General features: G+C 69.7%; 19 protein-coding genes and 1 other RNA gene. 7 read left to right on the top strand and 13 right to left on the bottom strand.

The window, feature by feature from the left end:
• Nucleotides 1–339 precede the first annotated feature (339 nt).
• Genes ACHWVH_RS08665 through grxD form a run of 3 tightly spaced genes read right to left on the bottom strand, consistent with a single transcriptional unit; the run spans nucleotide 340 to nucleotide 1993 of the window.
• Nucleotides 340–939 carry a MarC family protein gene (locus ACHWVH_RS08665; protein ID WP_017907241.1) on the bottom strand — a complete coding sequence of 200 codons (600 nt, stop codon included), beginning with the start codon at nucleotides 937–939 and terminating at the stop codon, nucleotides 340–342.
• A complete protein-coding gene (locus ACHWVH_RS08660) occupies nucleotides 936–1676 on the bottom strand; it encodes an SDR family NAD(P)-dependent oxidoreductase (protein ID WP_394686999.1) in 741 nt (246 codons plus the stop codon). Before ACHWVH_RS08660 ends, ACHWVH_RS08665 begins: the two co-directional genes overlap by 4 nt.
• A complete protein-coding gene (grxD, locus tag ACHWVH_RS08655) occupies nucleotides 1673–1993 on the bottom strand; it encodes a Grx4 family monothiol glutaredoxin (RefSeq protein WP_010342114.1) in 321 nt (106 codons plus the stop codon). Before grxD ends, ACHWVH_RS08660 begins: the two co-directional genes overlap by 4 nt.
• 125 nt (nucleotides 1994–2118) lie before the next feature.
• On the opposite strand from grxD, the gene ACHWVH_RS08650 reads away from it, so the two are divergent.
• Nucleotides 2119–2697, top strand: coding sequence for a superoxide dismutase (locus ACHWVH_RS08650; RefSeq protein ID WP_295935740.1), 579 nt, complete (start codon nucleotides 2119–2121; stop codon nucleotides 2695–2697).
• Between the two features lie 97 nt (nucleotides 2698–2794).
• On the opposite strand, the gene ACHWVH_RS08645 is transcribed toward ACHWVH_RS08650, so the two are convergent.
• Nucleotides 2795–3943, bottom strand: coding sequence for a 5-(carboxyamino)imidazole ribonucleotide synthase (locus ACHWVH_RS08645; protein ID WP_394686998.1), 1149 nt, complete (start codon nucleotides 3941–3943; stop codon nucleotides 2795–2797).
• Complete coding sequence (purE, locus tag ACHWVH_RS08640; RefSeq protein ID WP_394686997.1) at nucleotides 3940–4443, bottom strand: 5-(carboxyamino)imidazole ribonucleotide mutase; 504 nt, start codon at nucleotides 4441–4443, stop codon at nucleotides 3940–3942. Before purE ends, ACHWVH_RS08645 begins: the two co-directional genes overlap by 4 nt.
• A gap of 58 nt (nucleotides 4444–4501) precedes the next feature.
• Here purE and ACHWVH_RS08635 point away from each other — a divergent pair, with 58 nt between their 5' ends.
• The 4 genes from ACHWVH_RS08635 (at nucleotide 4502) to ACHWVH_RS08620 (ending at nucleotide 7713) form a co-directional block, all read left to right on the top strand.
• Entirely contained in the window at nucleotides 4502–4771 is a 270-nt protein-coding gene (locus ACHWVH_RS08635) for a Trm112 family protein (RefSeq protein WP_010342118.1), read from the top strand.
• Nucleotides 4768–5646: a carboxylating nicotinate-nucleotide diphosphorylase gene (nadC, locus tag ACHWVH_RS08630; RefSeq protein ID WP_295927661.1), complete on the top strand. Its 879-nt coding sequence runs from the start codon at nucleotides 4768–4770 to the stop codon at nucleotides 5644–5646. The genes ACHWVH_RS08635 and nadC overlap by 4 nt, the downstream gene beginning before the upstream one ends.
• Before the next feature lie 294 nt (nucleotides 5647–5940).
• Nucleotides 5941–7089 (top strand): DUF2272 domain-containing protein, encoded by a 1149-nt coding sequence (locus tag ACHWVH_RS08625; RefSeq protein ID WP_394686996.1) that lies wholly within the window; start codon nucleotides 5941–5943, stop codon nucleotides 7087–7089.
• Between the two features lie 279 nt (nucleotides 7090–7368).
• The gene (locus ACHWVH_RS08620; protein WP_017908204.1) at nucleotides 7369–7713 is read left to right on the top strand and encodes a DUF3301 domain-containing protein; all 345 of its coding nucleotides are present in this window, start codon (nucleotides 7369–7371) and stop codon (nucleotides 7711–7713) included.
• A 292-nt stretch (nucleotides 7714–8005) separates the two neighbouring features.
• On the opposite strand, the gene ACHWVH_RS08615 is transcribed toward ACHWVH_RS08620, so the two are convergent.
• From ACHWVH_RS08615 to ACHWVH_RS08585, 7 genes are all read right to left on the bottom strand, one after another.
• Nucleotides 8006–8437, bottom strand: coding sequence for a ClpXP protease specificity-enhancing factor (locus tag ACHWVH_RS08615; RefSeq protein WP_152236429.1), 432 nt, complete (start codon nucleotides 8435–8437; stop codon nucleotides 8006–8008).
• Between the two features lie 73 nt (nucleotides 8438–8510).
• Nucleotides 8511–9146: a glutathione S-transferase N-terminal domain-containing protein gene (locus ACHWVH_RS08610; protein WP_010342124.1), complete on the bottom strand. Its 636-nt coding sequence runs from the start codon at nucleotides 9144–9146 to the stop codon at nucleotides 8511–8513.
• Between the two features lie 170 nt (nucleotides 9147–9316).
• Entirely contained in the window at nucleotides 9317–10063 is a 747-nt protein-coding gene (locus ACHWVH_RS08605; protein ID WP_026144236.1) for a cytochrome c1, read from the bottom strand.
• Entirely contained in the window at nucleotides 10056–11318 is a 1263-nt protein-coding gene (locus ACHWVH_RS08600; protein ID WP_017908207.1) for a cytochrome bc complex cytochrome b subunit, read from the bottom strand. Before ACHWVH_RS08600 ends, ACHWVH_RS08605 begins: the two co-directional genes overlap by 8 nt.
• Nucleotides 11319–11321: 3 nt before the next feature.
• On the bottom strand, nucleotides 11322–11951 hold the full coding sequence (petA, locus tag ACHWVH_RS08595) for a ubiquinol-cytochrome c reductase iron-sulfur subunit (RefSeq protein ID WP_026143542.1): 630 nt from the start codon (nucleotides 11949–11951) through the stop codon (nucleotides 11322–11324).
• Nucleotides 11952–12097: 146 nt separating this feature from the next.
• Nucleotides 12098–13054, bottom strand: a complete 957-nt coding sequence (locus ACHWVH_RS08590; protein WP_394686995.1) for a lytic transglycosylase domain-containing protein — start codon at nucleotides 13052–13054, stop codon at nucleotides 12098–12100.
• A gap of 99 nt (nucleotides 13055–13153) precedes the next feature.
• Entirely contained in the window at nucleotides 13154–13459 is a 306-nt protein-coding gene (locus tag ACHWVH_RS08585; RefSeq protein ID WP_394687180.1) for a hypothetical protein, read from the bottom strand.
• 12 nt (nucleotides 13460–13471) lie between these two features.
• Between ACHWVH_RS08585 and ACHWVH_RS08580 the strand changes: the two genes are divergently transcribed.
• The gene (locus ACHWVH_RS08580) at nucleotides 13472–13978 is read left to right on the top strand and encodes a glutathione S-transferase family protein (RefSeq protein ID WP_394687168.1); all 507 of its coding nucleotides are present in this window, start codon (nucleotides 13472–13474) and stop codon (nucleotides 13976–13978) included.
• Nucleotides 13979–13982: 4 nt separating this feature from the next.
• Here ACHWVH_RS08580 and ACHWVH_RS08575 read toward each other — a convergent pair.
• Nucleotides 13983–14058: non-coding RNA, sX9 sRNA (locus tag ACHWVH_RS08575), on the bottom strand.
• A gap of 132 nt (nucleotides 14059–14190) precedes the next feature.
• On the opposite strand from ACHWVH_RS08575, the gene miaB reads away from it, so the two are divergent.
• Nucleotides 14191–15615, top strand: a complete 1425-nt coding sequence (miaB, locus tag ACHWVH_RS08570) for a tRNA (N6-isopentenyl adenosine(37)-C2)-methylthiotransferase MiaB (RefSeq protein ID WP_295927671.1) — start codon at nucleotides 14191–14193, stop codon at nucleotides 15613–15615.
• Nucleotides 15616–15621: the final 6 nt, after the last annotated feature.

Genomic DNA, 15621 nt, shown 5'->3' with positions numbered 1-15621 from the left:
GGGGTACGGACGCACGGCCGCGGAATGAGGGGGCTGGTCACCCTTGCCGATTCCCCGCAAGGGTTAACATGAGTTTAACACCATAGGGCCAATTTGTTGCCAAACCGTGACAGCGCGGCACAAGCGGACATCAGAAGACGTCGATCCCAGTCCTGGCGGGCTTCGGCGACAACGCCGGGACAGGCACGGAAGGCCGCCCGGGACCGCCGCCGGCCACGCCCCCCCCTACCCGTGCCGCCTGAAGGGGCCGCAGCAAGCAGCCTGGCGTGCTCGAAGCGAGGCCCGCCCGGGGCCAGCGCGCCGTCCCCACGGCGCCCCCGACTCGGCCGCGATGCAACCTCAGCCGGCGACCGGCAGCTTCAGATAAGCGCTGAGCCCGTCCAGGAACATCTGCACCGAGATCGCCACCAGCAGCATGCCCATCAGCCGCTCGACCGCGGTCAGCACGCGCATGCCGAGCAGCTTGTACAGCAGCGTGCCGGAGAACAGCAGGGCCGAGGTCGCCAGCCAGGCCAGGATCAGCGCCAGGCTCCACTCGCCCAGCCGGGTCGGCTCGTTGCTGCCCATCAGCATCACCGCGGCCATGCCGGAAGGGCCGGCGACCAGCGGGATGGCCAGCGGCACGATGAAGGGCTCGCCGTCGGGAATTTCGCCCATCAGCCCTTCCGGGCGCGGGAAGATCATGCGGATGCCGATCAGAAACAGCACGATGCCACCGGCGATCGCCACCGACTCCTGGCGCAGGTGCATCACTTCCAGGGCGTACTTGCCGCCCCACAGGAAGCCCATCAGCACGCCCAGCGCGATCAGCAGTTCGCGCGCCAGCACGACGCGCTGGCGCCGCGCCGGCAGCGGCTTGAGCACGCTGAGGAACACCGGGATGTTGCCCAGCGGGTCGAGGATCAGGAACAGCAGCAGCGCTGCCGACAGGATGGTCATGCCAGGGGATTCCAGATTGCGCCGCGGTGCGCGGCGCCGGCGGGCGACAGCAGGTCGACGCAGGCGTCGGCGTAGCGCGCCGGATCGACCGCGTCGCGGTCTTCTTGATGGGTGTAGGCGCGGGCGCGCAAGGCGGTGCGCATCGGCCCCGGCTGCAGGCCGGACACGCGCACGCGCGAGGCGGCCAGCTCGCCGTGCAGGCTCGCCAGCAGGCCGCGGCGGCCGTGCTGGGCCGCGCCGTAGCCGCCCCAGTAGGCCTGGCCGACCCGCGCCGGATCGTCCACCGCGAACACGATCGCGGCATCCTCGGCCTGTCGCAGCAACGGCAGGCAGGCCTGGGTCAGCCAGGCCGCGGCGGTCAGGTTGACGTGGATCGCGCGCGCGAACTGGGCCGGATCGGCATGCTCGAACGGGGTCAGCCCGGCGAAGTCGGCGGCGCAGTGCAGCAGCCCGTCCAGGCGGCCGAGCTCGCCCTGCAGGCGCTCGGCCAGGGTCGCGTAGTCCGGCGGAGTGGCGCCGAGCAGGTCCAGCGGGTACAGCAGCGGCGCGGCGCCGACCGCGGCGATCGCGTCGTAGACGCGGTTCAAGCGTGCCGGCTTGTGCCCGAGCAGGACCACGGTGGCCCCCGCCTGGGCGCAGGCCAGCGCCGCAGCGCTGCCGAGCCCGCCGGCGGCGCCGCTGACCAGGACCACCCGCTGCGCCAGCGCGCCGGCCTGCGGCGACGCAGGCGCACTCACGACTGGTAGGCCTCGGTCACGATGCGCTGCAACTCGCCGGACTCGAACAGCTCCATGGTGATGTCGCAGCCACCGATCAGCTCGCCGTGGATGAACAGCTGCGGGAACGTCGGCCAGTTCGAATAGCGCGGCAGATTGGCACGAATCTCCGGCTCGTCGAGCACGTTGACGGTGTGCAGGCGGTCGGCGCCGGCGGCCAGCAACGCCTGCAACGCGCGGCTGGAAAAGCCGCACATCGGGTACTGCGGCGTGCCCTTCATGAACAACACGATGGGATGGCGTTCGACGTCGGCCTGGATGCGCTCCATCACCTGCATGCGGGTTCTCTCCTGCTGGGGCGAAAGAACGACCTTGGCGGTCGGCTAGACTCTCGCGTAGCCGCATAGTGTAAGCCCTGCGCGCGGCAGTACCGCGACGCGCGCCCGAAACCGCCAGAGGATCCATGCCCATCGAACTCGCTCCCCTGCCCTACGCCGCCGCGGCGCTGGCCCCGCACCTGTCCGCCGCCGCGGTGGAACAGCACCACGGCCAGCACCAGCGCGCGTTGGTGGAACGGCTCAATGCGCGGCTCGCCGGCAGCGACCTGGCCGAGCTGGCGCTGCCGGACCTGCTGCGGCGCGCGCAGGGCCGGCTGTTCCAGGAGGCGGCCGAGGTCTGGAATCACGAGTTCTACTGGCGCGGCCTGCGCCCGCGCGGCGGCGGCGAACCGGGCGGCGCGCTCGGCGAGCGCCTGGCCAAGAGCTTCGGCGACGTGGCGCGGTTCAAGGCCGAGTTCGAGCGCATGGCCCTGGCGCTGTTCGGTTCGGGCTGGGTCTGGCTGGTGCAGCGTCCCGACGGCAACCTGGCCGTGGTCAGCACCGCCAACGCCGGCACCCCGCTGACCGGGGACGACACGCCGCTGCTCGGCTGCGACGTCTGGGAACACGCTTACTACATCGACCATCCCGGCGACCGCGCGCGCTATCTGCAGGCGTTCTGGAAACTGGTCAATTGGGAGTTCGCGGCGTCCAATCTGCGGTGAGCGGGGATTGGGGAGTCGGGATTGGAGATTCGCAGGAGCGGCGGCCGTGGCTGCCGGTTCCTGGCCCAGGCGTTGCCTGGGCGCTCCTGCTGCTGGTTCAGCGCTCGCCGCGCAACGCGGCGATCACCGGGGCGACCTGGGCCTCGCGCTGCAGTTGCGCGCCCACGGTCTGCAGGGCCAGCGCCAGCGCCTCCGGCGTGTCCTCGCGCAGGGTGGCATGGCCGACCTTGCGGCCTTCGCGCGGCTGCTTGCCGTAGTCGTGCCAATGCCCGCCGGGCTGCGCCAGGACCGGTGCGGCGTCGGGCATCGCGCCGATCCAGTTGAGCATGCAGGCGTGGCCGCGCATGCGGGTGGAGCCCAGCGGCAGCCCCAGCACCGCGCGCAGGTGGTTCTCGAACTGCGAGGTCTCCGCGCCTTCGATGGTCCAGTGGCCGGAGTTGTGCACGCGCGGGGCCATCTCGTTGGCCAGCAGTTCACCGTCGCGGCAGAACAGTTCCAGCGCGAACACGCCGACGTACTGCAGGCGTTCGGCCAGGGCACGCGCATGCGCCACCGCCGCCTGCTCAAGCGCGGCACCGGCCTGCGCCGGCGCCAGGCTGGCCGACAGCACGCCGTGCACATGCCAGTTCTCGGTCAGCGGCCAGGTGCGGAACTCGCCGTCGCGGCCGCGCACCGCCACCACGCTGACCTCGCGCTGGAACGGCACGAACGCCTCGGCGATCAGGCCGACGCTGGCCGCCTGCGCGCCCAGCGCAGCCCAGGCCGCATCGGCGTCGGCGGCGGAGGCGATGCGGAACTGGCCCTTGCCGTCATAGCCGAGCCGGCGGGTCTTGAGGATGCACGGCGTGCCGACCTGCGCCAGCGCCGCGTCCAGATCGGCGCGGGTGTCGATCGCGGCGAACGCCGGCACGGGAATGCCGAGCTCGCGGAACAGGGTCTTCTCGGCCAGGCGATCCTGCGCCACGGCCAGCGCATCCGGGCTCGGGAACACCGGCACCTGCCCGGCCAGGGCATCCGCGCTATCCGCGGGCACGTTCTCGAAATCGAAGGTCGCCACGTCGACCGCGTCCGCGAACGCGGCCAGCGCGGCTCGGTCGGCATAGTCGCCGACCCGCAGCGGCGCGACCTGTCCGGCGCAGGCATCGGCTGCCGGATCCAGCAGCGCGAAGCGCAGGCCCAGCGGCACGCCGGCCACCGCCATCATCCGTGCCAACTGCCCCGCCCCCAGAATGCCGACGGTGGTCATTGGCGCGGATCGTCCTTGGCCATCACGTCGTCGGTCTGGCGCTGACGGAACTCGTCCAGCGCGGCACCGATCTCAGCGTGGTCGTGGGCCAGCATCGCCGCGGCGAACAGCGCGGCGTTGGCCGCGCCGGCATTGCCGATCGCGAAGGTCGCCACCGGAATGCCGGCCGGCATCTGCACGATCGACAGCAGCGAGTCCATGCCGTTGAGCGCCTTGGACTGCACCGGCACGCCCAGCACCGGAACCGCGGTCTTGGCCGCGAGCATGCCCGGCAGGTGCGCGGCGCCGCCCGCGCCGGCCACGATCGCGCGCAGGCCGCGCCCGGCCGCTTGCTCGGCATAGGAGAACAACACGTCGGGGGTGCGGTGCGCCGACACCACCTTCACTTCATAGGGCACACCCAGCGCATCGAGTTTCTGCGCCGCATGCTGCATGGTCTCCCAGTCGGAGCGGGAACCCATCACGATGCCGACGAGCGGCGCGGTTTGCTTGGAGGTCATGGCCGTCCCCTGCCTTAAAGACGTATTCTAGCCGTCTTCCACGCAAGACGAAGACCGGATGGACCGCAAACTGCTCGACCTGCTGTGCTCGCCCGACACCCGCCAACCGCTGGCGCTGCTGGAGGCGCGCGGCCTGGAGGCATTGAACCGCGCCATCGCCGCCGGCGGCGTGCAGCGCGCCGATGGCAGTGCGCAGGCGCAACCGCTGCGCGAAGCCCTGATCACCCGCGACCGCAAGCAGGTGTTCCGCGTCGACGACGGCATTCCGGTGCTGCTGGCCGAAGAGGCCATCGGCACCGCCCAGCTCGCCGACTTCCCGGCCAAATGAGCCGCGACATGGCGCCGCCGCAGGCGCCCGCCGCGGAGCTGATCGCCGCCGATGTCGCGCGTGCGCTGGCCGAGGATCTCGGCAGCGGCGACGTCACCGCCGCGCTGCTGCCCGACCGCGCCGACAGCGCCTACCTGCTGTGCAAGCAGGACGCCGTGATCGCCGGCCGCCCCTGGTTCGACGCCTGCCACCAGGCGCTGGACCCGCAGGTCCGCATCGACTGGCAGGTGGCCGAAGGCCAGCGCGTGGCCGCCGGCACGGTGCTGGCGTTGCTGCAAGGGCGCAGTCGCGCCCTGGTCAGCGCCGAGCGCGCCTCGCTGAACTTCCTGCAAACCCTGTCGGCCACCGCCACCGCCACCGCCGCCTACGTGGCCGCGGTCGCCGGCACCGGCGCGCGCATCCTGGACACGCGCAAGACCCTCCCTGGCCTGCGCCTGGCGCAGAAGTACGCGGTGCGCTGCGGCGGCGGCAGCAACCACCGCATCGGCCTGTACGACACGGTGATGCTCAAGGAGAACCACATCCACGCCGCCGGTTCGCTGCCTGCGGCGGTGGCCGCCGCGCGCGCGCAGTGGCCGGCGCTGCCGCTGGTGGTCGAGGTGGAAACTCTGGAGCAACTGCGCGAAGCGCTGCAGGCCGGCTGCGATCGCATCCTGATCGACGACTTCACTGCGGAACAGCGCCGCGACGCGGTGGCGATCGCCGCGGCCGCACCGTTCAATCGCGCGATTCCGCTGGAAGTCTCCGGCGGCGTCGACCTGGAGGCGGTGCGCGCGATCGCGCAGGACGGCGTCGACTGCATCTCCATCGGCGCACTCACCAAGCATGTGCAGGCCGTGGATCTGTCGCTGAAACTCGGAACGCCGCCGCAGTAGGCGGCCAGATCGCGCGACGAGGCGACCGCGCGCCCTTTCCACACCCGCGGCGAATGCGGATACATCCCATGCGTGCATGTCCGCACGCATGACCCAGTCGCGACGTTGCTCGTTTCCACCCCGCTGGGTGAGTTCCACCACCCAAAGGGTAACCGCCAAGCGCCTGATCCGCCGGGAACGCGCCAGCCAGGACGGCGCGATCTGCCTGGATCGTGCGGCACGCCCTACACTTCACGGCCTCGCCAACGCCGCTCTGCGACGCTGCGCGCTTCCCCGTCCCCACCGAGTCCGCCGATGTTCCGCCCCTGGTTCGCGCTGCTGTGTGTCGCCGCCCTGTTTCCCGCCGGCCGCGCCGCGGCCGCGGAAGTCTGCGATCTGCCGCCGCGCTTCGGCCTGACCCCGGCGGCGGTGGCGATCGTGCGCACCGCCTGCAACGAGCACCGGCTGTGGTGGCGCCCGTTCATCGATCGCGACGGCCGCCTGGCCGGCCTGCGCGTCACCGAGGCCGAGCGCGCCGACCTTGCCGACGACGGCATCGAAGCCTGGCAGCGCGTCGCCACCTACTGGCGCGACAGCGGCACGCTGGGCGCAATGGGCCGCTTCGACGGTGCCGAGAGCTGCCAGCAGCTGGACGGGTCGCGCTACCGCGAAAACGACTGCCGCGCCTTCATCGTCGACAACCCGTGGTCGGCAGCCTTCGTGTCCTACGTGATGGTGCGCGCCGGCGTCGCCGGCTTCCACACCTCGATCCGGCATATCGACTACATCCGCGCCGCCTACCAGGCCGGCGCCGACGGCCTGCCCTATCGCTTCGCCGACCCGCAGCAGGAAAAGCCTGCCCCCGGCGATCTGCTGTGCTTCCTGCGCGGACGCCGGCAGCCGGTCGGCACCGCCGGCCTGCGCGAGGCGCTGGCGCGCGGCCGCCCGCTGCCGTGGGAATCGCATTGCGACATCGTGGTCGCGGCCAATGTCGGCGGCGACCAGACCCTGTACCTGATCGGCGGCAACGTGTTCAACGCGGTGACCATGCGCAAGCTCAAGCTGGACCGCAGCGGGCGCCTGCAACTGGATGCGCCGCTGGCGCAGGACCAGAACGACGAAGGCGCCGCGCTCGAATGCACGCCCGGCCACGAGGAACTGTGCGACTTCAATCGCCAGGACTGGTCGGCCCTGCTGAAGCTGCAACCGCAGACGCAGGTGCTGCTGCCGCCCGCCCCGACCGATCCCGCCGCCGCGCCGATGACGACGCCCGCCGCGCCCGCGGCCAGTGCGGTCCCCGGCACGCCCGCCGCCCCGCCGGCACCGCCCGCACCACCCACCGGCCCGAACACGCCGGCGGCGGCATCCCCCATACCCAGCGCGACACCAGCAGCGCCGCACCCCGCCGTACCCACCGGCAACCAGGCACCCAAGACCGAACCGCAGTCACAGCCACAGCGCTAAGGCGTATTCGTCCAATCGCAACGCCAGGGCGCCTCTCAACACCGGGATTCCGGTGGACGCACACCGCGCGTCATCAATGCACGCAGGTGCCTCGCTCAGGACCATCGCGGGGACCGGAGGCGTCCGTCAGCCGCTGCAGCTCGCTCCAAGACATCTACGAGCAGCGCGCGCCGCCACCAAGGGCGCGGCCCTTGCCAATCCCCATTCCCGAATCCCCAATCCCCAATCCCCGCCCCAAGCAAGATTGCCCGCCTACCGGCACCTCGCTACAGTGACGCCATGCCCAGCCTGATCCTGTTGATGATCGCCGGCGCCGCGGTGTTCGCGTTCTGGAACGCCTCGCGTGCGGCCGCCGAACGCGCCGAAATCCTCGGCCGCAACGCCTGCAAGGCCGCCGACGTGCAGTGGCTGGACCAGAGCGTGCACGGCACCGGCCTGCGCCTGCGGCGCCTGCCCAATGGCTGGCTCGGCTTCGAGCGCAGCTTCCGCTTCGACTATTCCTACGATGGCACCGACCGCCACAGCGGTCGCCTGGTGCTGCTCGGCGATCAGCTGATCGCGTTCACCGGGCCGTCGGTCGCCAGCGTGAGCAGCCTGCAGGAAGCCCGCGCGCAGCGCGACTGAGCCGTGCACCACGGCCGTGCACCGATACCGATACCGATACCGATACCGATGGCGTGCGGCGTGTCGTGTCGTGTCGTGTCGGGCGACAGCGAAGCTGATTGCGCGGGCGATGCGCATGCCACATGGAATGGACGGCGAATGCAGGAGCGGCTTCAGCCGCGATGGGCGTTACCGGTAAGCCCGCCGCGGCTGAAGCCGCTCCTGCGACGGAACAACGCGGTGCGCGGCGCACGAATACCGGAAACGCCAACGCTTGGATGGGTGAAGCGCGGCCACCGAGGCCGCGCATCGGCTACTTGACCACGCGCAGGCGCGGCCGCTTGCCAGCGTCGTCGGACCCGCCCGGCCGCGGCGGTGGCGGGGTGTCGTCGCCCGGCGGCTCGCTGGCGCCGTGGATGTCGTCCGGCAGCGCCATGCCCTGCCCGGTTTCGCGTGCATAGACCGCCAGCACTGCGGACATCGGCACCTGCACCGGGTAGCTGACGCCACCGAAGCGGGCGGTGAAGCTGACCCCCTCGTTGTCGATCTGCAGCCGCACCACCGCACGCTCGGCGATGTTCAGCACCACCCGCCCGTCCTTGACCGCGCTCGGCGGCACCTGGACGCCGGGCAGGCCCGCATCCACCAGGATGTGCGGGGTCATGCCGTTGTCGTTGATCCATTCCACCAGCGCCCGCAGCAGGTACGGGCGATGGCTGGTCATGCGGGAAGTGTCGTCGCTCATGCGCCCATTCTACGTGCCGGCGCGCAATGCCGGTACAGCTCGGAAGACAATGGAAACGGCGCGGCGGACAGCATCATGCCGGCAGGTCGCGCAGTTTCTTTTCCTGATCGGTCAGGCTGCGGATGAACCCCGGATTGCGGAAGATGCGGTTGCCGTAATCCTCGATCGCCTTGCCGTCCTTCGGCAGCGGGATGTCCAGTGCCTGCAGGCGCCAGATGATCGGCGCCATCGCGCAGTCGGCCAGGCTCATCTCCGGATTGAGGAAGAACTTGCTGGCCTTGAACAGCGGCACCGACGCGGTCAGCAGCTCCTTCAGGCGCTTGCGCCCGGCTTCGGCCTGGGCCTTGTTGCCGAGCTGGATCGCCTGCACCTGCGGCACCCAGTCGTGCTCGATGCGCAGCATCGCCAGGCGCAGGCGCGCGCGCGAAAGCGGATCGACCGGCATCAGCGGCGGATGCGGATAGCGCTCGTCCAGGTACTCGCTGACCACCGAGGCGGCGTACAGCACCAGCTCGCGCTCGACCAGGGTCGGCACCGAGTGGTAGGGATTCAGGTCGATCAGGTCTTCCGGCGGATTCTGCGGATCCACCGCCACGAAATCGTAGGTCACGCCCTTGGCCGCGAGCACCAGGCGGACGCGGTGGCACAGGACATCATCCGTGGAGGAAAACAACGTCAAGGTATTTCGCATGCGCAAACTCGCCGCCATTCAAGGCTCTCCGACGGCCGGAATCCGCCGGCCGCATCGACGCCGCCCGCACATTGCGGACGGTCGTCACGGCCCCTGAGTGTGCAACCCTCGCTCACAAAAGCCAATAGGATGAACAGGGGATCGGCTCAGCAACGGTGCAGCCGGGACGCGGCCGAAACGGCCGCGACTCAATGCACATCCTTCCAGTATTCCTTCTTCAGCAGATACGCCAGGAAGGTCAGCAGCGCCAGGAACAGCACCACCCACACGCCCAGGTTCTGCCGCTTCAGCGCCGCCGGCTCGCCGGCGTATTCGAGGAAATTGCTGATGTCGCGCACCGTCTGGTCGAACTCGACCGGGCTCTGCTTGCCCGGCGTCGCCAGTTGCAGCCGCTCCACCGGCTTGTCCACGCCCGGCTGCTCGGCCTTGCCGTAGACCGGCTGCTGCAGGCCCTGCAGGTCCCACAGCGGATTGGGCATGGAGGCGTTGGCGAACAGCTTGTTGTTCCAGCCCAGCGGCCGCGACTGGTCGAGATAGAACGACTTGAGGTAGGTGTAGACCCAGTCGGTGCCGCGCACGCGGGCGATCAGGCTCAGGTCCGGCGGCGCCTTGCCGAACCACTTGGTCGCCGCATCGTGCGGCATCGCCGTCTCGATGTGTTCGCCGATCTTGGCGCCGGTGAAGTTGAGGTTGTGCATCACCTCGTCCTCGCTCAGGCCCAGATCCTCGGCCATGCGCTGGTAGCGCAGGTACTTCAGCGAATGGCAGCCGGAACAGTAGTTCATGAACAGCTTGGCGCCGCGCTGCAGCGAGGCGCGGTCGCCCAGGTCGTTGCCGGCCTGCAGGGTGGCGGCACCCTCGGCGGCCATGGCCGAGGCGGACAGCAGCAAGGCCGACGCGACGCCGGCGAGCACAGCGATCAGGCGCTTAGTCATGGCTGCTCACCCGCTCCGGCACCGGCTTGGTTCGATCCAGCGAGGTCCATATCGGCATCGTCAGGAAGAAGGCGAAATACAGCACGGTCAGCACGCGGCCGATGTAGGTCTCGATGATCTCGGTGCCGGGGCCGGAACCGATCACGCCGAGCCAGACGAAGCACACCGCAAGAATCCCCAGCATCACCCGCGAGATCCAGCCGCGATAGCGGATCGACTTGACCTTGGCGCGATCCAGCCACGGCACCAGGAACAGGATCGCGATGGCCGAGAACATCACCAGCACGCCGCCGAGCTTGTTCGGCACCACCCGCAACATCGCGTAGTACGGGGTGTAGTACCAGACCGGCTTGATGTGCTCCGGCGTCACCAGGCGGTTGGCCTCGGTGAAGTTGTCGTGCTCCAGGAACAGGCCGCCGAAGCCGGGCGCAAAGAAGATGATGAAAGCGCCGATCATCAGCAGGAAACCGACGCCGACCAGGTCCTTGACCGTGTAGTACGGATGGAACGGGATGCCGTCGGCCGGCTTGTTCGGGCTCCAGCGATTGCCCTTGGGCCCCTTCTTGATCTCCACGCCGTCGGGATTGTTGGAACCGACCTCGTGCAGCGCGCCCAGGTGCAGCACCACCAGCAGCAACAGCACCAGCGGCAGGGCGATCACGTGCAGGGCGAAGAAGCGGTTGAGGGTGGCGTCGGACGGCAGGTAGTCGCCCATGATCCACTCGGTCAGGCCGTTGCCGATCACCGGGATGGCGCCGAACAGCGAGATGATCACCTTGGCGCCCCAGAACGACATCTGCCCCCAGGGCAGCACGTAGCCCATGAAGGCTTCGGCCATCAGCACCAGGTAGATCAACATGCCCAGGATCCACACCAGCTCGCGCGGCTTCTTGTAGCTGCCGTACATCAGCCCGCGGAACATGTGCAGGTACACCACGATGAAGAACAGCGAGGCGCCGGTGGAGTGCATGTAGCGGATCAGCCAGCCCCACTCGACGTCGCGCATGATGTACTCGACCGAGTTGAACGCCTCGGCCGCGCTGGTCTTGTAGTGCATCGTCAGGAAGATGCCGGTGACGATCTGGTTGACCAGCACCACCATCGCCAGCGAGCCGAAGTAGTACCAGAGGTTGAAGTTCTTCGGCGCGTAGTACTCGGTGACGTGCTTGCGGTAGAACGGCATCAGCCCGGGAGCGCGCTCGTTGACCCAGTCGAACACGTTGCCCGCGGTGCGGGTGAGGATGTTGTCGGCCATGACTTACGCCCCTCCCTTCGCGGACGCGCTCGGGTCCACGCCGATCACCAGCGTGTTGTCGTCCTGGTAATGGTGCGGCGGCACCAGCAGGTTGATCGGCGCCGGCACGCCCTGGAACACGCGGCCGGACATGTCGAAGCGCGACTTGTGGCAGGGGCAGAAATAGCCGCCCTTCCAGTCGGGGTCGTAGGGTTCGGGGCGGATCTCGGCGACCATTTCCGGCGAGCAGCCCAGATGGGTGCACAGGCCGACCAGCACCGAGACGTCGGGCTTGATCGAGCGGTACTCCGGATTCTTCAGCACGTAGTCCGGCTGCTGGTCCTTGTTGGTGGACTCCGGATCCTTGAGCCGGCTGTCCAGCGACGGCAACGCATCGAGCATCGCCTTGGAGCGCTTGACGATCCAGATCGGCTGGCCGCGCCACTCCAGGATCAGGCGCTGGCCTTCCTGTAGCGCACTGATGTCGGCGGTGACCGGCGCGCCGGCCAGCTTGGCCTTTGCGCTCGGATTCCAGGACTTGATGAAAGGAACCGCGACGAACCCCGCACCGACCGCGCCCACGACGGACGTGGTGGCGGTGAGAAAGCGGCGGCGTCCTACATTTACAGAATCGTTGACCCCATCGTTGGCCATCCGGCACTCCGATCTGTGATTGGGTAGCGTGAGGCTGCCAGCAGCTCGGTGGGGGTCGAGCCGCACTGAATCCACTGCAGTGTAGCGGAACCCTTAACGCGCCGACAATGGACGCGCAACGCCTCCTGCCGGGCCGCGGCGACGGCTCAATGCGCGGTCGCCAGCACGCCGCGGTAGCGCTCGGCGAGCACGCCCACCCGCTGCACGTAGCGTTGGGTCTCGCTGTACGGCGGCACCCCGCCGTGTTTGTCTACCGCGCCTTCGCCGGCGTTGTAGCCGGCCGCGGCCAGGCTGAGGTTGCCGTTGAAGCGCTTCAGCAGCCACGCCAGGTACTGCACGCCGCCGCGAATGTTTTGCGCTGCATCAAACGAATCGCTGACGCCGAAGCGGCGCGCGGTCGGCGGCATCAGCTGCATCAGCCCTTGCGCACCGGCGCGGCTGAGGGCCGTCGGGTTGTAAGCGGACTCGGCGTGGATGATGGCGCGCACCACCGCTTCGTCGACACCGTACTCGCGCGCGGCGGCGGCGATCTCGCTCTGGTAGGCGGTGGTGTTCAGGCGCACCGCACCGAAGTTGACCCCCGGATTGGCGCAGGCGTAGCAGGTTTCCATGAAGCTGTAGCGGATCGTGCGCACCGCGCCGAGATTGGCGACCTGGGTCGGACGCGCACTGGTGTAGTGGCGCACGCCGTCCTTCATGTACGAATACAGCTGACCGCTGACCAGACGCCGTGGCGCGCCACTGCTGCTGGGCGACACCGGGGCGACCCGGTTGGGCACGGCGTTGGCGGTCACCGGGGCCGGGGCGGCGACCGGCGCGCTGATCAGGGTGGCCGGCGCCACGGTGCCGGCGCTGGCGATGACGCTGCGGCTGGGCGGCCGCTCGGTGCTGGCCCTGGCTGGCGCAGGCGCCGGGGCGGTCCGTGCGGCGCGGCGGTCGGGGGTGTAGCGGCCGATCACGCTGCAGCTGGCGCCGGACACGCGCTTGCTGCCGTAGCTGGGCACGCCGTCGTTGCCGGTGCACTTGTACAGGGTGCCGGCGCTGGCCGGCGCAGCCGTCAACGTGGCGAGTCCCAGCCCCAGGAGCCACAGCATCCCCTTCATGGCGGCGAGTGTCCCAACTTCCCCGCCGCTTGCCAAGTCCGCACCGCCCGGGGCCGGAGCAGCGCCGGGCGGCCAGTGCGCCCTCCCCGTCCGTATCACCTACTCCACCGGTGCCGGCTCCGGCACCTGCTCCAGCAACGCGTTCAGCGCCCCGCGCAGCGCCGTCCGCACCTCGGCCGTGGCCTCCAGACCTGCGAACGGCACGCCGATGGTCAGCAATTGCGCCGCCAGCCACGGCACGGCGTCGGCCAGCAGCGACAGCCGGCAGTGGCCTTCGGCCTCGTCCTGCAGAGTGCCGCACCACAGTGGAATGCGCGCGCCCAGCTCGGCGGCGCTGCCACGCAGCCGCACACTGAGGGCGAAACCCATCGCCTGCGGGCTGTAGCGGATCGCCGCGTCGACCATGGCCGCCGGTTCCTGCGGCGGCAGGCGCAACTGGCGCCGGACTACCTGGCGATCAACCCGATGGGCAAGGTGCCGGCGATCGTGCACGCCGGCGCGGTGGTGACCGAGCAGGGCGCCATCTACCCCTACCTGGCCGACCTGTATCCCGAGGCCGGGCTGGCACCGCCGATCGGCGACCCGCTGCGCGGCCCCTACCTGCGCTGGCTGGCGTTCTACGGCGCCTGCTTCGAGCCGGCCCTCGTCGACCGCGCGCTCAAGCGCGAGCCGCCACCGCGGGCGATGTCGCCCTATGCCGACTGCGATACCGTGCTGGCGGTGGTGGACGCGCAACTGGCGCGCGGCGATTACCTGCTCGGCGCGCGCTGCAGCGCCGCCGACGTGCTGTGGGGCAGCGCGCTGGGCTGGATGCTGGCGTTCGGCCTGCTCGACCCGCCGGCGCCGACCCGCGCCTACGCCGCGCGCATGGCGGCGCGGCCGGCGGTGCAGCGCGCGCTGGCGGTGGATGCCGCCGCGAGCTAAGCGTGGCTGACAAAACGTCGCGAGCAGTCGCCAGGTGGGTGCGGACGGCGCGGAGGAACCGCAGTGTACGTGTGGTACATGAGGATTCCGAGCACCGTCCGCGCCCGCCTGGTGGCTGCGCAGTCGTTTTGTCGGCCACGCTTGGACCTGCGCCCGCGCGCGGGCACGAGTAGACTAGCCGGCTTCCTTTCCACCCGCCTGGATTAAGCGCCATGCCCGGGACCGTCCTGCATCCCCTGCCCTCCGCCGGCACCGCCGCCGCACCCGCGCCGGTGCGCGGCAAGCTGTACATCAAGACCCACGGTTGCCAGATGAACGAGTACGACTCGGCCAAGATGGCCGACGTGCTCGCCGCGTCCGAAGGCCTGGAGCTGACCGACAACCCCGAAGAAGCGGACGTGGTCCTGGTCAACACCTGCTCGATCCGCGAGAAGGCGCAGGAAAAGGTGTTCAGCCAGCTCGGCCGCTGGAAGGCGCTGAAGGCCGGCGGCAAGCCGGTGATCATCGGCGTCGGCGGCTGCGTGGCCTCGCAGGAAGGCGAGGCGATCGTCAAGCGCGCGCCCTACGTGGACCTGGTGTTCGGCCCGCAGACCCTGCACCGGCTGCCGGAGCTGATCCGCGCGCGCCGCGAATCGGGCAAGTCGCAGGTGGACATCAGCTTCCCCGAGGTCGAGAAGTTCGATCGCCTGCCGGAGCCGCGCGCCGAAGGCCCCTCGGCCTTCGTGTCGATCATGGAAGGCTGCTCCAAGTACTGCTCGTTCTGCGTGGTGCCCTACACCCGCGGCGAGGAGATCAGCCGCCCGTTCGAGGACGTGCTGGTGGAAGTGGCGCAACTCGCCGCGCAAGGCGTGCGCGAGATCAACCTGCTCGGCCAGAACGTCAACGCCTACCGCGGCCCCTACGCCGACGCCGAGGCCGGCGAGGAAGCGCAGGTCGCCGACCTGGGCCTGCTGATCCGCAGCATCGCGCAGATCGAGGGGATCGGCCGCATCCGCTTCACCACCTCGCATCCGCTGGAATTCAGCGACTCGCTGGTGGAGGCCTACCGCGACGTGCCGCAGCTGGCCAACTATCTGCACCTGCCGGTGCAGGCCGGCAGCGACCGCATCCTCAGCGCGATGAAGCGCGGCTACACCGCGCTGGAGTTCAAGCAGAAGATCCGCAAGCTGCGCGCGGTGCGTCCTGACATCTCGATCAGCTCGGATTTCATCGTCGGTTTTCCCGGCGAGAGCGACGCCGACTTCGACAAGACCATGAAGCTGATCGAGGACGTGGGCTTCGACCAGAGCTTCTCCTTCATCTACTCGCGGCGCCCGGGCACGCCCGCCGCCGACCTGGAAGACGACACCCCCGAGGCGGTCAAGCACGCGCGGCTGGCGCGGCTGCAGGCGCACATCAACGCGCATGCGCAGACGATCTCGCAGGGGATGATCGGCAGCGTGCAGACCGTGCTGGTGGAAGGGCCGTCGAAGAAGAACCCGGCCGAGCTGACCGGCAAGACCGAGAACATGCGCTCGGTGAACTTCCCCGGCCACCCGCGCCTGATCGGCCAGTTCGTCGAGGTGACGATCACCGAGGCGCTGAGCAATTCGCTGCGCGGCCGCCTGCGCCTGGCCGAGGACGACGCCGCGGCCTGAGCGGCG

This window comes from uncultured Xanthomonas sp. (genome assembly GCF_964278005.1).
Taxonomy (GTDB): Bacteria; Pseudomonadota; Gammaproteobacteria; order Xanthomonadales; family Xanthomonadaceae; genus Xanthomonas_A; species Xanthomonas_A sontii.
The sequence above is the reverse complement of the archived record's forward strand: the minus strand, read 5'-3'. Positions and strand labels throughout refer to the sequence as shown.